Below are 21,199 nucleotides of genomic sequence, written 5' to 3' on the forward strand. Positions count from 1 at the left end.
TCGGTTATCCTCCACACCCGAGTCTAACCGCATTGAAATCCGCCCGCCAAATGGATTGCCGCCTTCATGAATCCTTCGGAACCAGCCAACGCGCCAACAACCTCGCTTGGATCGGACAACACAAAGCAAACGAACGATTGTCCAGAAATCAACAAGAACTGGAACCAGTGCTCACCGTCCAATGCCACGCAAGGCGTTTGCCCCGTCTGCACAGGACGAACGCTCATCGAAATTCGAGGCAAGCTGCAGTGCCAACGCTGTCACGCGATTTGCGAGACCTGCTGCGAAGGCGGCCGGATCTGAATCCGACTGTTGCCACGCCTCAGGTTGAGTTCAGCGGCTGATCAACGACTGCTTTTCTGACAGCGGAACGTTTCGGTCAAACAGCCTTCCGTAGCGTTCGTAGTCATTGTAGGACACGGCATGTTGCCTCCACTTTGCAAGTTCGCGGTCGTAGCGTTTCCGCATGGACTGAAGCAATTCGGCTGACTTTGGATCCGTCGCTAAGTTGACCAATTCAAGCGGGTCGTTCTCGGTATCAAAAAGCTCTTCCACCGGCTGAATCTCATCGTCGCCGTACCACCAATAGGTGTATTTGTACTCGCGGGTCACGCAGCTCAGGCTGTGAGTGGGCAGCGGGCCAAACACGTTGATGAATGGCAACTGTTGATGGCCACCTCGCTCGGGTTCATGCAGCAAACCAAGCAGGCTCTTGCCATCCACTTCTTGCGGAATCTCAACGCCAGCCAACTCCAACATGGTTGGCATGAAGTCAATGTTGCCCGTCAAACGCTGACAGCGAATCTGCTTTCCATTGAGAGGACTCCGAGGGTCGTAGATCATCAACGGGGCTCGGGATGATTCTTCCATCGGCAAGACTTTGGATCCATAGCCATGGGCCCCGCAAATGTAACCGTTGTCGCTGGTGTAAATCACAACCGTGTTGTCGGCGATGCCCTGCCGTTGCAACTCTTCGCGAATCATCCCAAGTGCCACATCAATCCCGTGGACCTGTTGATGGTACTTGGCCATTTCTCCGTCGTAATCGGAATCGTAAAGCCACTCCGTGAACCGTGGGTATTGCCGACCGAGCTTGCTCTGTGGTGATAGGTGTGCTGCAAACTCTCGTCCGAAGTTGGCCGGCTTGGTGAACTTCTTCCCGGCATAGACGGCGTCGAACCGTGGATCCGGCGTTGCCGGCTTGTGAGGTGCTTTGAAGCTAATCGATAAACAAAACGGTTGATTCTTCTCGGCAGCTTCGCGAATCACGTCTTGCCCAAACGCCGCGTAAGAAAGCGTCGAGTGCGGATACTTCTGCGCATACTTCCGCATCGACTTATTTTTCGCGGTGGCGTAGTTGGTTTGTCCCGGTCCACCGCCCCAGAAATCGAAGTCGTCCTCACACAAGCCTTTGCCGTCGACCACGATCCCAAATTTCCCCGCGAATGCGGTCAGGTAGCCAGCCTTTCTCAACAAGACTGGATACGACTTCTGCCACACATCCTTGCGCATGTTTCCGTGACCGAAGTTGCACCCGGTCTTGTATTCCACCATCCCGGTGAAGACGTTGGCACGGCTCGCCATGCAAATCGCGGTCGTGTTGTAGTGGTTGTCAAACAACACACCCTCGCGAGCGAGTTGGTCCATGTTGGGCGTTTGGACGTCTGGATTGCCGTAGCAACCCAGCGAGTAGGTGCACTGATCGTCAGCAAACAAGAAAACAATGTTTGGCTTTGGTCTGTCTGGCTCTGTCCCAAACGCGGACAATCCAAACCCTGAATCGATTCCAACGAGCCCACAAACAAAGAGCAAGCTCAACCAAGCCATGCGGCTCGGCTGGTTGCAGTTCATTTTTGACGACTCGCTGACTTGAGAATATTCACGAGTTTCGATCGCAGTGCTGAGAACGTTCATTTCGAATCCGATTTCTCGGTTGGCGTTAGGCTGATGAGGTACTTCATCAAGTCATCAAACTCCTGACGACTCTTCAGCGATCTCACCAAACCCTCCGGCATGATCGAAACATCGGATTCCACCACGTCTTCAATGCTGTCGTCGGAAATCAACACCGGCTTCGGATCAGCGACGCTTCGAAGCTGGATTCCCTCCTCGGTATCTGACACTCGAATCCCCATCATGATTCGCCCATCTTCCGTCAGCACTTTGACCTGCGCGAATTCCTTGTCGATGGCTTTGGACGGGTACAGAACCGCGTTCACCCAATCAGCAGGCGTCATCGACTTGGTGATTTTGTTCAAGTCCGGTCCCAATTTGGGAGCATTCCCAGGCGGATCGTGACAGGCAAAGCACGAAGCTGCCGAGTTGTAGAACAGTTGCTTGCCACGCCGGACCTTCCCGTTGTCCAAAGCAACGGCAGCCAATTTCTCGGGTGACTCAGCCAACAACGCCTTTTCAAGCTCGACGTTGTTGATCAGCTCAGGCTCTTGCAAATCCGCTTTGGACATCAGTTCTTTCTCCAGAGGATGAAGCGACTCCAATTCCTCCGGCTTCCAAAACGTCGTTCGCCCGGAAGTCTCCGCACGCACCTTGGCGACCAATTTCGCGTCGATGGGTGATGCTTTGTTTCCCCAAGTATTCCGAACAAACGTCAACAGATCCGCCAATTCGCGATCGTCCAGCAAATCGCGAAAAGCCGTCATGGGCGGGACACCGCGAGCGGGGTCGAACACTTTTCCACCCACCTGCATCTTTCCCCACATGCCATGCAGAGCCAACTTGATCAAACGTTCTTCGCTGCCGGTTACCCATGGGCTGTCGACCAACGGTGGATAAACAGCACCATTTCCCAAACCGTTGGTTTGATGGCAGGTGGCACAGTGAGACTCACGTTGAAAGATCTCGGAACCGCGTTTGTAAGCATTGTGATACTGTTTCTCAAGCGAACGCGGCGCACGGTAGCTGACGATGTGTGATTCGGGGTTGCCGGCAAAATTGACCGCCATTCGAGTGTCAAACGACGTCCAAAAATGCTTCACCGTCTTGGCGGCGACCGCGGCGTGAGGAACGTCGGACTCCAGCAATTGATTCAGCAGTTCATGATTCTCGACGTTGTGTTGTTGATGCACCCACAATGCTTCCAACAAGTGATGAGCCTCTTCTTCGTCGTTGGGATCGAATCCCTTCGCCCATCGCTGGACCGCGGCGATCACTTCGTCCGAATCACGCTCACTCAGCTCCACATGAGTCCGCTGGCGCACCCCGTCGACCGGATGCTTGAGATTTTCCAATAGCGAATCGATCGTTTGTCCATCGATGGCAACGGGATCCTGCAGCGGACGATCCTTGACCGTCAAACGCAAGATGCGTCCGTGGTTGTGGTCTCGACTCGGGTCACGAATGTTGTGCTGCATGTGCCCGATGATCATGTTGTGCCAATCGGCGACATACAAAGCACCGTCCTCACCCACGATTGCATCGCTGGGGCGAAAGTTTCGATCTTCGCCATTGAGGATCTCCTGCTGAGGCGTTCCCCAAACATGGCCGTACGGACGGTTGCCCCCGTCGCCTCGATCCAAGTCGTACTGCTTGATGCCCAAGAACCCAATCACGTTCAGGATCAAGAAGTCCTGTTGCATGTCCTCAGGAAAGTGAGTCGAAGACATGATCGCGTTGGCTGGAACAGGACGAAACTCCTTGGCCAGCAACGAGTGCATCTGGAACCCCTTTGCATTCGGACGAACTTGGTACGAACGTCCTCCGGTTCCATCGTTGGCGTAGAGATACCCCCACCGATCAAAGCTGATCCCGTGCGGGTTGGGACTGTTCGCTGCAATCGGCGTGATGGCAAACGTCCGAGGATCGAACCGGTACATCCCCGATCCACCCGTGTTGAGGTTTTGCTTCCACGGAGTTTCGTGGTTGTGCACCAGAAAGATCCCGCTCTGCCAATAGACACCACCGTCGGGACCATAAATCAGATTGTTGGCGGCATGGTGCGTGTCCGAAGTCCCCAGACCTTGCAAAATGGGATAGCGCACGTCGGCGCGGTCATCGCCATCGGTGTCCTTGAGAAACAGCAGGTCCGGCCCCGATGTCACCAAGACACCGCCGCCCCAGAATTCGAACCCCAGCGGATTGTGGACGTGCGCGAAGATCTTTCGTTTGTCCGCGATACCGTCCCGGTCAGTATCTTCGAAGATCATCAGGCTGTCTTTTAGCTCGTCGCCGGGATGCCACTTGGGATAAGAGTTCCAACTCGCAGCCCAAAGGCGTCCTTTCGTGTCCACTTGAAGCTGGACCGGGTTGGCCAAGTCAGGAAACATGTCTTCGGAAGCAAAGAGATTCAATTCAAACCCATCTGGCACCTGGATTTTCTCAAGGCTTTTCTCTGGACTCAAATAGTCAGTGCTGCCTTCTTTCGCGGCACTGGAACTTTTGCTTCCACCGCCCACGTTGGTCTTCACTTCGACGGGTGCAGGAACGTTGGAGTCATCCGGCTTGGCGGAACGGCCATTGGCTGCCGCCCAAATCACTTCATCGCGATTGGCGGTCATCGCGTCCAACATTTTCAGTTCGTGCACCAACACATCTGCATTGGTTTGCCCATCAACAAAACTGAGAGTGGAACGTGAACCCCAAATGTCGTTGCCATCCGTTGCACGATAGCGGTTGTGCCAGTGCCAGTTCTTGTCTTCGACGGCTTCATAAACCGCCTGTAGCGTCTCGTCATCGGTTTCGGCGTCGCCCAACAATCGTTTCGCGATAATGTCCGCCAACTCGCGATAGCCGTCTGCGTTGAGGTGGATCCCATTGAGAGTCAATGGTTCATCGGTTTCCTCGTATCGTTCCAACGTGGGCGTGAACAAATCAACGAAGGTGGCGTCTGAAAGTTCCGCAGCTTGCTTCGTTGCCTCCGTGAACGCCGCCAGGTTCTTGTTCAATTCCCCTCCGTCCGGCAGATGCCGATTGCCGGTGTACTCATAGGCGATGGGGCTGAACAAAACGAACCTTGCATCCACCCCCGCGTCTTTTCGCAAAGCACGGTACTTGCTCACCAACTTGACCAATTCATCGGTGTAGGCCGAAGCACCATCGGGGCCCGCATGTGATTCGTTGTACCCATACATCACCCAAACAACGTCCGGAGCAACGTGTTGAAGGTATTCGGTGTCGTTCGTGAAGCCCTTGTTTCGAGGACGCTGATTCACCATGTCGCCGGAAAAGCTCATGTTGCGAAAACGAACGTTTTTGTCGTTGAGCTTCGTCTGCAAGACCGCTTCCACCCAGGGATCATGCTGCATTCGATCAGCCAATCCATTGCCATAGATGGCGACGACGTCGTTTGTTTGAAACTCAAAGGGCGTTTGAGCAGACGCGTTCGGTTGAGCATTCATCAAACCGACGGCAAACGCCATCAATAGCCAACCTGTGCAGGAAGCGGCTCGACCAATAGCAAAGAAGCTGACAAGCGGATGTCGCATGGATCTCTCAGGCGGGAGGAGGAGGGAAGGGCAACTCCTCAAAGACCACACTGAATGACCGCTGATGTCGCTTGGGCGAGACAGCAGCTCAGTGGCTCGATTTTGAGAAGTGTGAGGGGACGCCATTATGGCTCGAACCAAACACGACTGTGTGCTTCACTTCTCTCCACCGCGATGAATTTTGTGGACAAACCACCTATTAGCACGCCAGCCGCGATCCAAAGCAGTCGTCAGACAAACGTTCACGCCAACCGGCCAACGATTTGCGCACATGCAGAATGAACGCCGGCCAGAGACGTTCCCCTGCATCCATTTCAGCAAGCCAACAAAAATGGCCGACCACGTCGCGTTAGGAACGAACGATGTCGTTCAGGCACGCGATGCAATCAGTCAAAATGAACCTCGCTAATCAAACACGTTGAAACGCGTGACAGCGATTAGCGCAAAGTCAGTCGGTCACCCGCAACTTCAGGTGTCAGAAATCCGACTCGGGACGTTGAGGTCGGTCCGGCCGCGTGTCCTCACGCTCGCCGCCACCAAAACCACCGCGGCCGCCGCGACCACCACCAAAGCCTCCTCTTCCGCCTTCGCCGCGTCCACCGCCACGTGGACCTCCCGCACGCGGCCCGCCTTCACCGCCGCGCGGACCTCCGCGATTGCCAAATCCACCTCGGCCTCCGGGACCGCCGAAACCGCGCCCCTCAGGAGCCTCGCTTGCAGCAAGCTGATTGTCAGCGGGGTCAACGGTTTCGCCTTCGTCCGTCACGCAGTACAGGTTCTTGTTGCTACGAACCAACAGTTTCCCTTGGGAAACTGCGGGGCTGCCGCCGAATGATTCTGCATCGGATGTGAATCGGTTCACACTCAGCAGTTCCGCCTCTTCGCCCAATTGATAAACAAAGGCTTGTCCGGTTCCGTTGACATAGATCAGCTTGCCATCAGCAATGATTGGCGAACCGTAATCTTGCGAGCCCATGCCGCCCCCACGCGTCGCACCTTCCAATCGCAGCTGGTCAACTTTGTCGCCGGTCTTGGCATCGATCACGGCCAACACGCCTCCCGCAACTAAATAAAGATGCTCGCCATCGAACACCGGCGAACCGAAGCGAGCGGAGTCGCGACCGGTCCAGGCAATTTTCGAGTCGGTGACATCACCCGTTCCGCCTGCTTCGACTGCGGCACTTCCACCACCGCGACCGGTGAACGCAAACACTTGATTCCCGTCGACGATCGCACTGGAGTGTGCTTGTTCCGCACCCGAGGTCGCTGCATACCAACGAAGTTTTCCCGTTGCGGGGTCGAGGCCCCAAACCTCTTTGGCAACGCTCATCACCAAATCACTGCGTCCGTCATCGATCTTTGCTATCGCGGGAGTTCCCCACATGCCATCCAAACCTTCTGCTTCCTGACGCCAAACCACTTCGCCGTTGTCTTTGTTCACCGCGACAACGGACTGACTCTCCGCCGATGCGGTCACGATCACCTTGTCTTCGTAAACGATGGGACTGGATGAGGAGCCCCATTTCCAAGGATCCGATTCGTTCCCCAGCTCGACGTTCCAAAGCGTGTTGCCATCCAGATCAAAGGCATGCAATCCACTTTTACCGAAGTAGGCATACACTCGCTGGCCATCGCTGACGGGCGTATGAGACGCGTAGCCATGGGCGGTCACACCAATTCCCGTGTAAGGATCTTCAGGCTGTGCGGCCGGCACATCCTTTTGCCACAGTACCTCACCGCTGGACAAATCAACACAAACCAAGTGCCGAACTAAATTTTTGATGTCACCTGGATCCTGTCGATCCAAACCGTATCCGGAATAGGCGGTCACAAAAACGCGATCACCGACCACGATGGGACTGGAAACACCGGCACCGGGCAGTTGGGTCTTCCAAGCCACATTCGCATTGGGTGACCACTTTCCAGGTAGCGAACCACCATCTTGGCTCACCCCAGAACCATTGGGTCCGCGGAACCGGCTCCAATCTTCCGCCTGCACGCTCAGCGGCATCGCAAGGAAGGTTCCAGCCAATCCCAAGGTGCACCAACTTCGTTTTAAACATCGAATCATTCAACTGGTCCTGCGGCGACAACGTGAAAAGTGATTTGGACGAGAACGCGGCTGAAGAACCACGAGCCTCGATAGAACCCCACCCAATCAACAAAGTATCGGTGGCAATCTGCAACCGAGCGGCCTCGAAAACGACGAGCACCCGAAAACGATGGGCCGCTGAAGCCGTGTAGACTGGTGACAACATCATCCGACGCCAAAAATCATTCCGCGACAAATCCCACCTCAAGCTTCATGAATCCTCGTTTCGCAACGACGTTGACGCTCGCCATCGCAGCAACCCTGCACGTCGCGCCAGCATTTGAAAATCTGGCTTCCGCAACCGGCGCGGAGCAAAACCGGGCGGTTGTAAAAGACCTCCCGGGCCTCGTGGCTTTTTGGGACTTCTCCCTGCGAGAAACCGATGGCTCGGGGCGGTTCATCGCGCACGTCCCACCGGGGACCGATCACAACTACGCACTCGATGCTGCCAACTACGTTCGCGAATATTGGGGCGAGGGACGCGAGGCCACATACGATGACTTTCCGCAATTGAGTAGCGGGCCCTTCAACGCAGCCATTCGCATTCGCAAAGAAAGTGATCCGAACTTTCGACCGTTTCTCTGCGTGCCCCGATCGCGTCTTCATGACACACCGCTCGACATCAAAGGCGAGGACCAATCCGTCACGGTAGTCGTCTGGGCCATCCGCGAAAGCGGCAATCATGCTTTGGCAGGGATCTGGCATGAAGGAACAGACCTCAAGCAATCTTCCACCGCAACCATCAAAAAAGTCGAACGAGGTCAACGTCAGTACGCTCTCTTCGCGGGACTCAACCAACCAGGCAGCGCCTGCGGGCATGTCTCCGAAAACGGTGCGAGCTCTTTCCTCAACAAATACGCACTGCACAAATGCAATTCACTGGGACGATCCCCCACCATTTCCGCGGATGCTCCTGCGGAACAACTCGCCGCGTCCTGGCAGTGTCTCGCGATGACGTTCAATCACCAAACCAACGAACTGACGGGCTGGTTGAATGGCATCGCGGGAGACCGCTGGCTCAAAAACCCCGCTTCGGCTGGCCTAATCTCGTACGCACGCAATGCCTATCTCCAGGGACATTACGCGCGTACACCAGGGTTGCAACCCGGCGAAGACATCAACTTTCCTTCATCCCAAACCTACAATCCGCCAGAAGACACGGCATTGGAGGTCGAGACGGTTTCGGATAGCGAGAACGAACGCATCGAGAAACGCCGCTACCGCTACACCGAAATCCTGGTCACCCTGACCAAAGACTCATCGGGCGAATTCGTGGAAACCGATCGTGATCTGGTGGGACTGAGCTTGAACCCCTGGTGGTATCCGCATGGCATTTATTCGCCGGGCAATGCCGAAGAAGGCGGCCCCTTCACGATCGGCCGTGTGATTCACAGTAGTCGCAGCGTGGGATTCACCGGATGGATTGGTGGCGTCAGCGTGTTCAATCGTGCGTTGTCAGCCGAAGAACTGAAAGCCTTGTCGGAACTACGGCACTGAAGGTGTTGTTCTGGTCACCAATACTCGCAAGCCAAATGTCGTGAGACACCCAGCCCCATGAGAGACCCAGCTCCTTGAAAGAACTGCCCCCCGAAACGCTCGAACGAGTCCGCTCGCTCATTTTGGAAGGCAATAAAATCCAAGCCATCAAGCTCTATCGCGAGGCCACGGATGCAAGCCTTCGCGAATCGAAGGTACAAATCGAGCAACTCAGCGATGAACTCAGGATCAGTCATCCGAAACAAATGACGGTCAACGAATCCACTGGCTGTGCCGGGATGTTGCTGCTGAGCATTCTGCCTCTTGGTGGCATCGTCTACGCGTTGGTCGTTTGAAGCGAACCCAAGTTGACTCGCTGGTTCACTCTTCCCCCGGCGTTTTCTGCCCTGACGATTCTTCACCGGGCAACGTCATTCCCACGTTGCGAGCGTAAACTTTCGCGATAGCGGCATCGTCTTCCGCCCCCAATCCCATCCCCGCAGCCGCGAGAAATTGCTGCAGGGCGGCGGCCGTCAGCGGTGCACTGAACTTAGCTTCGCGAGCAATGTCAGAAACGATCCCCAAATCCTTCGGCCAAATGTTGATCTGGCTGTGTGGCGTGTAATCACCCGCGGCAACATGCGGTCCTCGGTTCTCCAACATCCAACTGGTGCCCGCACACTCAGGGATTACCTTCAAAAAGGTTTCCGGTGTCACGCCTTGGGTCATGCCAAACGTCATCGCCTCCGCCATGGCCGCGATGTGAACGCCCGCCAACATTTGATTGACCGCTTTCATCGCGGAACCAGCGCCGACTGCCCCGAACCGAAACACCGTCTCCGCCATCGCATCCAGTGCCGGTGCAGCCTTTTCAAATGCGGAGTCGGAACCACCGGCCATGATCGACAGTTGGCCATTGGCGGCTTTGACTGAACCACCTGAGATTGGCGCGTCCAAATACAACACCCCCGCCTCATCGCATCGACGTTCCATCGCACGCGCGAAATCGGGAGCCACCGTTGCGCAGGCGACCACCACGGTGCCCGGTGCCAAACGCGAGACAATCCCCGCATCACCAAACAAAACAGACTCAGTCTGGTTCGCGTTCAGGACCGAGACAATCACAATGTCCAGTTCCCTCGCGACGTCGCTCAGTTCCGTTGACTCGCCGCCCAGCGCACGAAAACGCTGCATGGGATCCACCGCAAGGTCGATCCCCCAAACCGAATGGCCAGCGCGTAAACAAGACGACGCCATGCCGTAACCCATCGCCCCCAATCCAATCGCAGCAATCTTGGTGATGGAAGTAGCCGATGCTTGCTTGGATCGTTCTTTCGTAGTAGTCATTTCGCCCCGCGATATGAAGTCGAAGTAGATTGTATCTGACGACACATCTCTCTCACCTGCGCAGTTGCGCACTTCGTGCACGATTCTGCGCAGGCATTCAGCTGTCATTTGTTTTGTTGGATCAATCAACATGCCCAAGGCTCACCGTCCACGACATGTTGGAATTCTGGTGGAGACGGATGATTCCTGGGGTCGCAACGTTGTCGATGCGGTTTGTCGTTTCGCTCAATCCAACGGTTGGACGGTGCTCATTGCTCCTCGCGATTCACAGGGCCGTCTGCGTTTGCCAAAGGTCTGGAAAGGCGACGGCATCATCGCTTCGCTCCGCACCACTTCGTCCGTTCAACACGTCAAGAATTGGCGACTTCCAGTGGTGGATGTTGGCATCATGGTTCCCAAATACGATTGGCTGGCTCGCGTCGCAACGGACGACACGGCTCGCGGCAAGATGGCGTTCGAACATCTTCGCGATCGCGGATTGACTCATTTCGCATGCTACGCACCTCCCATCGGTCGTTACTCGGACATCCGATCCGAAGCATTCGCCGCAGCCGTCCACGCGGGTGGTCACGAATGCGCGATGTATGAAGCAACGCCGGATGACGCCGCCGGTTGGCTGACGAATTACTCCAACGTGCGTCGCTGGCTCGCTACCTTGCCACGTCCCTTGGGAATCTTCGCAGCGGATCCGTATCCGGCGCGTCAGCTCATCGAAATCTGCTCCTTTGATTCCATCCGCATCCCCGATGAAGTCGCAGTGTTATCCGGTGACGACGACGAGTTGCTATGTAATGTGGCTTCTCCCCAAATCTCCGCCGTTGAACTGGCAAGTCATCGTCTGGGAGAAACCGCCGCTGGCATGCTGGCCCGCATCATGAACGGATCCCCGGTTCCCAAACGCCCCAAACTGATCGCACCGCTTCGCGTCCGGGAACGACATTCGACGGACATTCTCGCGATGGCGGACGACGAGATTGCCGAGATCCTTCGTTTCATTCGTGACCGAGCATCCATGGGCATCACGGTGTCCGACCTTCTGCGAGCCTTTCCGATTTCGCGGCGTCGATTGGAACAACGTTTCCGGGCCGAACTCGATCGTAGCCCCGCGGAAGAGATTCGCCGGGTTCGAATGGCGTATGTCAGTCGTCTGCTGTTGGACTCGGACAAGGCGGTTTCCGCCGTTGCTGCAGAGGCTGGCTTTTCCACGGGTGCATCTCTGTCACAAGCCTTCCGACAACACTTTGGCACGACACCCGGCGAGTACCGCAAGCAAAACCGAGCCACCTAAACACCGGCCGCAAACTCGAAATCGTTTTGCGCGTTTGCGTATTGTTGCATGATGGCGTTCACCTACCCTGGAGACGCCACGAGCCATCCGACAACGACTTCCCACCGACCGCAGGGTCACGACGCGACTTACAAAATTTTCGCTATCCGACCTTGCCTTTGCTAAGTTGATTAGCCTCGCGATTTGCGTCCTGCCTTGAGCCCCACCTCTCCTCGATCGAGGTCCTTCCGATGTCAATTCCAAAGAATCTTCCGCTGAAGATGCTGTTTGGAATTTTCTTCTTCGTGTCATGTCCCATCAGCGTGGAGTGCGTTGCCGACGAGAAAGCCAAGATCGATTTCGTGCGCGACATCCAACCCATCCTGCGAGAGCATTGTTACGAATGCCACGCGGGAACGACGGAAGAGGGCGGGTTGAACTTGGGGATTCGCGACGCAGCGTTTCGAGGCGGCGACAGCGACGCGGCGATCGTTCCAGGCAAGAGTGATGAAAGTTTGCTGGTTCAATTGGTGAACGGCCAAGATGGATGGATCATGCCTCCGGAAAGCCATCCACCTCTCAACAAAATTCAAATCCAACAACTTCGTGACTGGATCGACCAAGGTGCTTCCTGGCCGAAAGACGCCGATGTGGCCAACCCAAAATTGGAACAGGCCAAACGCCATTGGGCGTTCCAGCGTTTGCAACCGACCAGGATTCCGAAGCTTGAAGGCAACACCGATTGGACTCGGAATCCAATCGACTCGTTCGTGCTTCAGCGATTGCAGCAGGCCGGTTTGTCACCGTCAAAACCGGCCAACGCCAGAACGTTGGTGCGGCGTCTTTACTTTGACTTGATTGGTTTGCCTCCCACGCCTGAGAAGACAGATCAGTTCATTGAAGCTCATGCAGATGATCCAACCTCCGCGGTACAGAATCTGGTCGATGAACTGCTGGCGTCACCACGTTACGGTGAACGTTGGGGCCGGCACTGGTTGGACGTCGCTCGTTACGCGGACAGCGATGGTCAGGAAGCCGACATGGATCGCCCCCACGCCTATCACTATCGCGATTTTGTGATCGGTGCTTTGAATGACAATATGCCCTATGACCAATTCGTGCGTTGGCAGCTTGCGGGCGACGAATACGAACCGGACAGCGACGCAGCGGTTTCCGCGACTGGTTTCCTGACGGCGGGAACCAGTTTCAAACTGCCGGATTCGTTCCTGGAGAGCGAGCGACTGCTCAATCGCTACAACGAATTGGACGACGTGATCTCAACCGTTGGTTCGGGATTGCTGGGGATCACCGTCGCGTGTGCTCGTTGTCACGACCACAAATACGATGCGTTCTCATCAAAGGATTACTATCAACTGCTCGGGATTTTTCACAGCGGCGACCGAGTGAGAGGAAAACTCCCAAGTGGAGCCGACGGGTTCTTCTTTCAAGACTTCGACAGCGAGCGTCGGACGACGTGGTTGTTCCGCCGTAGCGATTTCTACGACCGAGAAATCGAGTTGCCGATCGGCTTTCCCGAAATGCTGTCCTCCGGTCCGGACGCTGAGGAATACTGGCAGCAAGCAAAAGAACAATCCTGTGAAAACGGCGATCCCAAAAGCACCATGCAGCGACGGGCGTTGGCGGAATGGATCACCGATCCAGAACACGGCGGTGGAGCGTTGCTGGCACGGGTGATCGTCAACCGCGTTTGGCATCACCATTTTGGAAAAGGCATCGTTGAGACGACCGGTGACTTCGGCGTGCAAGGTGATTCGCCAACCCATCCGGAACTCTTGGAATACCTGACTCACCAATTCGTCAGCAATGGCTGGAACATCAAATCATTGCATCGGCAGATTCTTAGCAGTGCGGTTTGGCAACAAGCCAGCACTCGAGACGCCAACGACTCACGCGGTCACGACGTCGACCCCGGCAACAAGCTGCTTTGGCGGATGAATCCCCAACGGTTGGAAGTGGAGGTCATGCGTGACGCGATGTTGTCGGTCAGCGATACGCTGAACTACCAATCGGGCGGACCGGGCTACAAACCTTACATCGCCCCCGAAGCCAACTTGGCGCGAAACATCCAAGGCGAAAGCTATCCCAAGGACGCGAAAGATGACCCGATAACTCGCCGTCGCAGTGTTTACATGTTTCACAAGCGTTTGATTCCGTACCCGATGTTTCAAGCCTTCGATCGACCGGATTTGATGGTCAGTTGTTCTCGTCGGCAAAACACCACCGTGGCACCGCAAGCGATGGTGATCCTCAACGATCGGTTTGTCCGATCTGTGGCCGGTGACTTTGCTCGTCACCTGATCGATGAACAAACCAATGATGGTGCTTTCACTGACAGTTCCTCGATCGAGGACTGGACACCCATCATCGAGCAAGCCTTTTCGACCGCGTTTGCGAGATTGCCAAACGAAGCGGAAGTGCAGGCCTCCAAAGAGTTCATTCGAGCACAAATGGATGCCCGCTCGGACCGCAACGAGACCAACCCTCGCGACGAAGCGCTCAGTGATTATTGCCAATCGTTATTTGGACTGAACGAGTTCATCTACATCGATTGAAACACCTTCGCTTCCCCTGACGCATCGCCTTTCATCGAATTCCCTCAAGAGGCAGCCAAACATGTCGCCCTCGAAACATTCATTCCCTTGTGGACGCGTTGCAAACTTGCTGAGCCGCCGAGAATGGCTGCATCGCGCGGGTGCCGGTGCGGGAATGATCGGTTTGGCAGGAATGATGGCGGAGCAGAATCTGCTGGCAGCTCCACCAACGGAAGGTGCCGGGCAATTCGTGACATCGTTGACGCCCCGCACCGGTCACTTCCCCGCCAAGGCAAAGTCGGTCATCTGGTTGTTCATGGAAGGCGCCCCGAGCTCGGTCGACATGTTCGATCCCAAACCAGAGCTGGACAAACGCGACGGCGACACGACGGACATCCAAGCATTCTTTGGAAACCCCGGCCCGCTGATGAAGTCTCCTTACTCGTTCAAGCAATATGGTGAATCGGGTCAATGGGTTTGCGACCAGTACACCCACGTGGCAAAGCATGTCGACAAGATGGCTTTCATCAAATCGTGTTATAGTGAAAGCAACGACCATGTCCCCGCCATCTATCAAATCAACAGCGGTTTACCTCGTCCTGGATTCCCCACCGCGGGAGCTTGGGTGACGTACGGACTGGGTAGCGAAAATCAAAATTTGCCTGGCTACGTCGTGATGGGCAACACGCAAGGAGCCAAGGGTGGCCCGCACAACTGGGGTGCCGGTTTTCTTCCTTCCACTTTCCAAGGAACCCTGTTTCGTTCGCAAGGCACACCCGTTCTGAATCTCAAGCGTCAGCCTCAAATCACGCGGCAAGATCAGTTGGCCCAGCTCGACTTGATGGCCAAACTCAACGACGAGCACATGCGACGACACACCGAAGACGCTGAATTTGCCAATCGCATGCAGTCATTCGAGCTCGCCTTTCGAATGCAGAAAGAAGCCACCGAAGTTGTCGACCTCTCACGCGAATCCAAAGAAACTCACGAGCTGTACGGCATCGATAATCCTCGTTCCAAATCCTTTGGTTCGAAATGTCTGATGGCCCGACGTCTGGTCGAAAGTGGTGTGCGTTTTGTCCAGGTCTACAGCGATGGCGAGTGGGACGCTCACGACAACCTGCAGGAAAACCACACGCATCATTGCCTGGCGACCGACAAACCGGTGGCTGGCTTGCTTGCTGATTTGGAACAACGCGGACTTCTCGACTCCACGTTGGTGATTTGGGGCGGCGAGTTCGGACGCATGCCCATCTCGCAAAACGGCAAGGGGCGCGATCACAACCCCAAAGGCTTTTTGCAATGGATGGCGGGTGCGGGGATCAAAGGCGGCACGAGCTACGGCGAGACCGATGAGATTGGCTACGAAGCGGTCGAAAACCCGGTCAGCGTCAACGATCTGCACGCAACCATTCTGCACTTGTTAGGTATTGACCACGAACGGCTGACCTATTTCCACAATGGTCGTAGCTATCGACTGACCGATGTCGCCGGTAAAGTGATCGACGAGATTCTTTCGTAGCGAAAGAGCATTCGATCACATCCCAAGCAAGTGAAAGGTGTTGCTTGGGTGAACCGGAAAAGCAGCATGGCCAACATCGCCGTCATCGGGACCCTGGATAGCAAAGGGATCGAGCATCAGTTTGTCACGGATCAAATTCGCAAACGCGGCCACACAACGTTGCTGATCGATGTGGGAACTGGCGGACCACCACAAGTCGCACCGGATGTCTCCCGCCAAGAAGTCGCCGAGGCGGGTGGGATCTGCTTGGACGATTTGATGTCCCGCCAAGATCGCGGGGAGTGCGTCTCCGCCATGGCCGACACGATTCCTCGTTTGATGCGACAACTGCTCGATCAAGGCCGCATTGACGGCGTGATCTCGTTGGGCGGCGGTGGAGGAACGGCAATCGGGACCGCCGCCATGCGAGCGTTGCCGATCGGGTTCCCAAAGGTCATGGTGTCGACCATGGCCAGCGGAAACATCGAACACTATGTCGGCACCAAAGACATTGTGATGATTCCCAGCGTTGTCGACGTCGCTGGACTGAATCGTGTTTCGCGAACGATCTTCACCCGTGCGGCGGGAGCCATTTGTGGCATGGTCGAGTCACAGGTGGAACCCAACCGAGACGACCGTCCGCTGATCGTCGCCAGCATGTTTGGCAACACGACGCAGTGCGTCAACGCCGCGGTCCCAATCTTAGAAGCGGCGGGATACGAAGTGTTGATTTTTCATTCGACCGGTGCCGGCGGCAAAGCCATGGAGTCGCTGATCGAAAGTGGCATGATCGCCGGTGTCTTGGACATCACCACGACCGAATGGGCCGACGAATTGCTCGGCGGAGTCATGTCGGCTGGTCCCCATCGATTGGAAGCCGCAGGCAGGGCGAACGTCCCATCGATCGTCGTTCCTGGTTGCCTGGACATGGTCAACTTTGGTGCCCGTGACACCGTTCCCGACAAGTTTTCGGACAGGAACATTTACATCCACAATCCTCAGGTCACGCTGATGCGAACATCACCGGAAGAATGTCGTGAACTTGGATCGATCCTTGCCAACAAGATCAACCAATACACCGCCCCGGTGTCGGTACTGATTCCGCAGCAAGCCGTCAGCGGGATCAGCGCCAAAGGCGGTCCCTATCACGATCCCGAAGCCGACCAAGCTCTTTTCAGCAGTTTGACGGGTTCGCTCCGCGGTGACGTGGATGTTCGGTTGGCGGACAACGAGATCAACGACGAGGCATTCGCACGTCTATGTGCCGAAACACTGCTCGAAAACATTCGACTCCACCAGTCATCATCCTAGGACACGAACGTCGCTTGCAACTTCGATTGGGCTTCGCAAATGGAGTTGATTCGTTCCTGTTCGTCGACACGGTATGCGGGATGCACCGTCGGTTGGACATTGCATGATTCAGTGAGCTGAAAACAGAAACCGAACACGCCGAAGCAGACACAGGAGCCTTCAATGGATCTTCAACTTCACGATCAAACCGCTTTGGTCACCGCATCGTCCGGTGGCATTGGCTTGGCCATCGCGAAACGGTTCGCCAAGGAAGGTGCGACGACGATCATCAACGGACGCAGTGAATCAAGCGTCAATCAGGCGATCGACGATATCCGCGAAGAGATTTCGGACGCCAAACTCATTGGCTTGGTCGCTGACAACGGAACCGTCGATGGCATCGCCAAGACCATTGCAGAACACCCGGACGTCGACATTCTTGTCAACAATCTTGGGATTTTCGAAGCCGTCGATTTCTTTGATCTCACCGATGATCAGTGGCAGGAGATTTTCGAGATCAACGTGATGAGCGGTGTGCGTTTGGCTCGTCATTACCTCAAACGAATGCTTGATCGCGACCACGGCCGAATCATCTTCATCAGCAGCGAATCGGGTGTCCTTCCCGCACCGGAAATGGCTCACTACGCCATGACCAAGACGGCTCAGCTAACGCTGTCTCGAAGCTTGGCTCAGCTGACCAAAGGCTCGAAGGTCACGGTCAATTCGGTGCTGCCAGGATCCACCCTCACACCCGGCGTCCGAGAGTTCATCTCCGACCTCTTCCCAGACGAACCTTTCGAAACGATCGAAAAACGCTTCGTCAAGGAGAACCGCCCCAGTTCGCTGATCCAGCGTCTCATCAAACCGGAAGAGATCGCCAACTTGGTTGCGTTCACCGCCAGCCCTTTGGCGGCCGCGATCAACGGTGCCGCACTTCGCACCGACGGTGGCATTGTCCCCACGATCGTGTAGTCTCGATGCAGTCATCTGCCACCCGAGTCCCCCTCGAACATTTCGCGACAACCAATTCGTGCCCGTGAATTTGCAAGCTTCGGCCCGTCACCTTGTTTCCGTCTTGCTGTTGATCACGGCACCGTTGATGGCTGTGGCGGACGAGGGTCAAACGCAGGCTGCGCGGTGGCGAAGTCAGCAACTCGCAACCGTCGCTTCGCGGATGGAACAAGCCGAAACCGATGAGCAGCGATTGGAGTTTGCCGCGCGTCAATCTTGGCTACGTCGTTGGTCGCCTGGCGAGATGCCATCGGCGCCCGAGTCCGCACCCGATGAGTCGGAATTGGTGATGGAGCCGTTGCTGAAGGGAATGGAACGACCAGCCAACATCTCGAAGGAGAATTGGCAACGGCTGACCTCCCTGCAATCGTCGTTGCACGCAGTCGACACCGACGACGAACGCAAAGAAAACTTGCGTCAGATCATTCCACTCGCGAAAAAGTACGAACGGGAACTCACGACTGCATTGACCGATGAACAGTTGCGTTTCCCATCCACGACCGGATGGGTGCTCGCTCACGCTCGGTATCGGTTGGGTCGAGCCTTGGCGTATCGAGAACTTCCGACTGTCCGCGAAGCATGGCCCATCGCGGACCCCATTCTCTATGAACAACACTTGATCGCCGCCCATGACAGCTTGTTGAAACTCACCGGCGAAAGCCGAACCGAGTTCATCCTGCTGGATGATCGCATGCTTCGTCGATCGGGTGCGAAGGGCCGAGCGTTGGAGTTGCTGGAAGCCAACAAAGCGTTCATCGATCCGAAATGGTATCTGAAGAAGCGTCGTGACCTGCTGCAAGAACTTGGTTGGGATCCACCCTTTCGAGAAGCTGCGACGCACTTCATTCAGGCCGGCTACGTCGACTGAACCTGACGCTCGCCATCTGCATCGGCGATCGCCTTTAACGGCCAATCCCACCAACGCGATTTCTCAATTCGGCTGACATATCTTTCTTTCTCAGCCATAAATCCGCACTTACGTCGCGGAACCCGCCCTCATCGTGGGCGAAGGTGATTCCCTTTGGCTACCATCGACACCGACCGCTGGTCGTGAGGCTGAACGCTTGGGTGTTCAATCGTTGGCTAGCGAGTCCTCCCCACCCATCCCTCCCGCCTCTACATCCAAACCATGTTCCATCAACCACTGCGTCACTTGTTGACATGGGGGTGTTGCCTCGTCGGCTCGCTATGTTTCGCCGATGAACCTCCCCGTGATTGGATTGATCCTCAAACCGGCCACCGAGTGATTCGTTTGTCGAACGATCCCGGCAGTGCCAGCATGTACTTTCATCAAAACGCCTACACGCCGGAAGGTGACAAACTACTGATCTCCACCCCGCGTGGATTGGAAACCGTCGATCTCGCGACGAGAGAATTGAAAGTCGTGGTGCCGCGGCAAAACTACCGTATGGGCGGCAGCAGCGGTGTCGAGATGGGCCGAAAGTCTCGACACGTTTACTATGCGACGCGATCAGAGGAAGGAACGCTGGTACGCCGCACCCATGTGGATACGGGCGAGACCGACGATTTGGTTGTGCTACCAAGAGGAGCCAGCTTCAACGGTGTGAACGCCGATGAAACGCTGCTGTTCGGAACCATCCGCGAATTTTCGCCCGGCGAACGGCCTCGCTCACGCGACCGTGGTCGGAACCGCCAACGATCGACGGACCGATCCATGAAGTTGTTCACGGCCGACGTTGCGACCGGCGAGATCAACACCTTTCATCCTGCCAAAGCTTGGCTGAATCACTTGCAGTGTTCACCAACCGATCCCAACCTGGGTTTGTTTTGTCACGAAGGCATTTGGCAGGACGTCGACCGTGTTTGGACCGTTCGCTTTGGCAGTGACGACGCTCGGCTCATGCACACACGCCAGCAACGTTACGACATCGCGGGACATGAGTTCTTCGGAGCCGATGGAAAGTGGGTTTGGTACGACTTGCAAACCCCAAGAGCTGAACAGTTCTGGTTGGCGGGTGTGAATGTCGAGACCGGCGAGCGCATTCGCTATCGACTCAAACGCGAAGAATGGTCGGTGCACTACAACGTTTCGAGAGACGGCAAGCTCTTCGCCGGCGACGGCGGCGGCCCCAACAGCGTGGCCAACCAAACACCGTTGCCCGAAAAGCGACGGTTGAATCCGCCCGGCAACGGACAGTGGATCTACCTGTTTCGTCCCAGCGATTCGTTCACGGAGGCCGCCGTGAGCGGTGAGGCCGCCAAATCGGGTGAATTCATCGCGGAACGTTTGGTCAATCTTGCGGATCATGATTACGACTTGGAACCCAATGTCACGTTCACTCCGGACGGGAAGTGGATTGTCTTTCGATCCAACATGCACGGTGAACGCCATGTCTACATGGTTAATGTGCAAGCCGAGCAAACCGTTTCTGACCGCTCAGCGACCATCGAGAAGCCCCGAGACAAGCCAAGGTTGGTGCTGATCGGCGACTCAACGGTGAAGAACGGCAGCGGCAAAGGCGACTCGGGTTTGTTCGGCTGGGGTCAGGTCTTGTCCGAACACTTCGATACCGACCAAATCGAAATCGAGAACCGAGCTTTGGGTGGCCGCAGCAGTCGCTCGTACTTGACCGAGGGACTCTGGCAAAAATCGCTTGAACGCCTGCGAGAAGGTGACTTCGTCATGATGCAGTTCGGGCACAACGATGGTGGTCAAATGTTTCGCGGCGACCGCCCCCGAGCTTCGATCAAAGGCAATGGTGATGAGACCGAGGACGGCGTCGTCGAAGCTACGGGCAAAGAAGAAACCGTCCACAGCTTTGGTTGGTACCTGAGGAAGTACATCGCCGATGCAAAAGCAAAAGGGGCGATCCCAATCGTTTTGTCCCAAGTTCCACGCGACCGATGGGACGAAGGCCGTGTCATTCGCTCCGACAAAGACTACGGCCTGTGGGCACAGCAAGCCGCCAAACAAGCTGGCGCTCTCTACATCGATCTGAACGAAATCGTTTCGCAACACTACGAAGCGGTTGGCGCGAAGAAAGTCGATCGCGATTACTTCACCGCCGACGATTGGACGCACACAACGCGAGAGGGTGCCGAGGTCAACGCGGCATGTGTGGTCGAAGGAATTCGCACTCAGGTCCCCGAATTGGCAAAGCACCTTCGTCAAGACAACGAAAAGGCGAATCCGCCAACAGCTAAATGATCTCACGTGGTTTCGGCTCTAATTCATTGATTTCGTTCCCCTTTTTCAGGTCA

General features: G+C 55.8%; 14 protein-coding genes. 9 read left to right on the forward strand and 5 right to left on the reverse strand.

Going from position 1 to position 21,199, the window contains the following annotated elements:
• Window positions 1–23: 23 nt before the first annotated feature.
• From LOC70_RS01510 to LOC70_RS01525, 4 genes are all read right to left on the reverse strand, one after another.
• Entirely contained in the window at window positions 24–227 is a 204-nt protein-coding gene (locus tag LOC70_RS01510) for a hypothetical protein (protein ID WP_230251492.1), read from the reverse strand.
• Window positions 228–333: 106 nt separating this feature from the next.
• Window positions 334–1,827 carry a sulfatase family protein gene (locus LOC70_RS01515; protein WP_230251885.1) on the reverse strand — a complete coding sequence of 498 codons (1,494 nt, stop codon included), beginning with the start codon at window positions 1,825–1,827 and terminating at the stop codon, window positions 334–336.
• Window positions 1,828–1,910: 83 nt separating this feature from the next.
• The gene (locus LOC70_RS01520; RefSeq protein ID WP_390888976.1) at window positions 1,911–5,441 is read right to left on the reverse strand and encodes a PVC-type heme-binding CxxCH protein; all 3,531 of its coding nucleotides are present in this window, start codon (window positions 5,439–5,441) and stop codon (window positions 1,911–1,913) included.
• Between the two features lie 475 nt (window positions 5,442–5,916).
• Window positions 5,917–7,512 (reverse strand): outer membrane protein assembly factor BamB family protein, encoded by a 1,596-nt coding sequence (locus LOC70_RS01525; RefSeq protein WP_261368039.1) that lies wholly within the window; start codon window positions 7,510–7,512, stop codon window positions 5,917–5,919.
• A 234-nt stretch (window positions 7,513–7,746) separates the two neighbouring features.
• Between LOC70_RS01525 and LOC70_RS01530 the strand changes: the two genes are divergently transcribed.
• Window positions 7,747–9,030 carry a LamG domain-containing protein gene (locus tag LOC70_RS01530; RefSeq protein ID WP_230251493.1) on the forward strand — a complete coding sequence of 428 codons (1,284 nt, stop codon included), beginning with the start codon at window positions 7,747–7,749 and terminating at the stop codon, window positions 9,028–9,030.
• Between the two features lie 74 nt (window positions 9,031–9,104).
• A complete protein-coding gene (locus LOC70_RS01535; protein WP_230251494.1) occupies window positions 9,105–9,365 on the forward strand; it encodes a hypothetical protein in 261 nt (86 codons plus the stop codon).
• Between the two features lie 25 nt (window positions 9,366–9,390).
• On the opposite strand, the gene ltnD is transcribed toward LOC70_RS01535, so the two are convergent.
• On the reverse strand, window positions 9,391–10,356 hold the full coding sequence (gene ltnD, locus LOC70_RS01540) for an L-threonate dehydrogenase (protein ID WP_230251495.1): 966 nt from the start codon (window positions 10,354–10,356) through the stop codon (window positions 9,391–9,393).
• 130 nt (window positions 10,357–10,486) lie between these two features.
• Here ltnD and LOC70_RS01545 point away from each other — a divergent pair, with 130 nt between their 5' ends.
• The 7 genes from LOC70_RS01545 (at window position 10,487) to LOC70_RS01575 (ending at window position 21,146) form a co-directional block, all read left to right on the forward strand.
• Window positions 10,487–11,644, forward strand: a complete 1,158-nt coding sequence (locus tag LOC70_RS01545; RefSeq protein ID WP_230251496.1) for an AraC family transcriptional regulator — start codon at window positions 10,487–10,489, stop codon at window positions 11,642–11,644.
• Between the two features lie 230 nt (window positions 11,645–11,874).
• The gene (locus tag LOC70_RS01550) at window positions 11,875–14,196 is read left to right on the forward strand and encodes a PSD1 and planctomycete cytochrome C domain-containing protein (RefSeq protein WP_230251497.1); all 2,322 of its coding nucleotides are present in this window, start codon (window positions 11,875–11,877) and stop codon (window positions 14,194–14,196) included.
• 61 nt (window positions 14,197–14,257) lie between these two features.
• Window positions 14,258–15,697, forward strand: a complete 1,440-nt coding sequence (locus LOC70_RS01555; RefSeq protein WP_230251498.1) for a DUF1501 domain-containing protein — start codon at window positions 14,258–14,260, stop codon at window positions 15,695–15,697.
• A gap of 66 nt (window positions 15,698–15,763) precedes the next feature.
• Window positions 15,764–16,987 carry a Tm-1-like ATP-binding domain-containing protein gene (locus LOC70_RS01560; protein ID WP_230251499.1) on the forward strand — a complete coding sequence of 408 codons (1,224 nt, stop codon included), beginning with the start codon at window positions 15,764–15,766 and terminating at the stop codon, window positions 16,985–16,987.
• A gap of 162 nt (window positions 16,988–17,149) precedes the next feature.
• Window positions 17,150–17,938 (forward strand): SDR family NAD(P)-dependent oxidoreductase, encoded by a 789-nt coding sequence (locus LOC70_RS01565; protein WP_230251500.1) that lies wholly within the window; start codon window positions 17,150–17,152, stop codon window positions 17,936–17,938.
• A gap of 64 nt (window positions 17,939–18,002) precedes the next feature.
• A complete protein-coding gene (locus LOC70_RS01570; RefSeq protein ID WP_230251501.1) occupies window positions 18,003–18,845 on the forward strand; it encodes a hypothetical protein in 843 nt (280 codons plus the stop codon).
• Window positions 18,846–19,106: 261 nt separating this feature from the next.
• Window positions 19,107–21,146: an oligogalacturonate lyase family protein gene (locus LOC70_RS01575; protein WP_230251502.1), complete on the forward strand. Its 2,040-nt coding sequence runs from the start codon at window positions 19,107–19,109 to the stop codon at window positions 21,144–21,146.
• Window positions 21,147–21,199: the final 53 nt, after the last annotated feature.

Origin of the sequence: Rhodopirellula halodulae (assembly GCF_020966775.1) — a bacterium.
Taxonomy (GTDB): Bacteria; Planctomycetota; Planctomycetia; order Pirellulales; family Pirellulaceae; genus Rhodopirellula; species Rhodopirellula halodulae.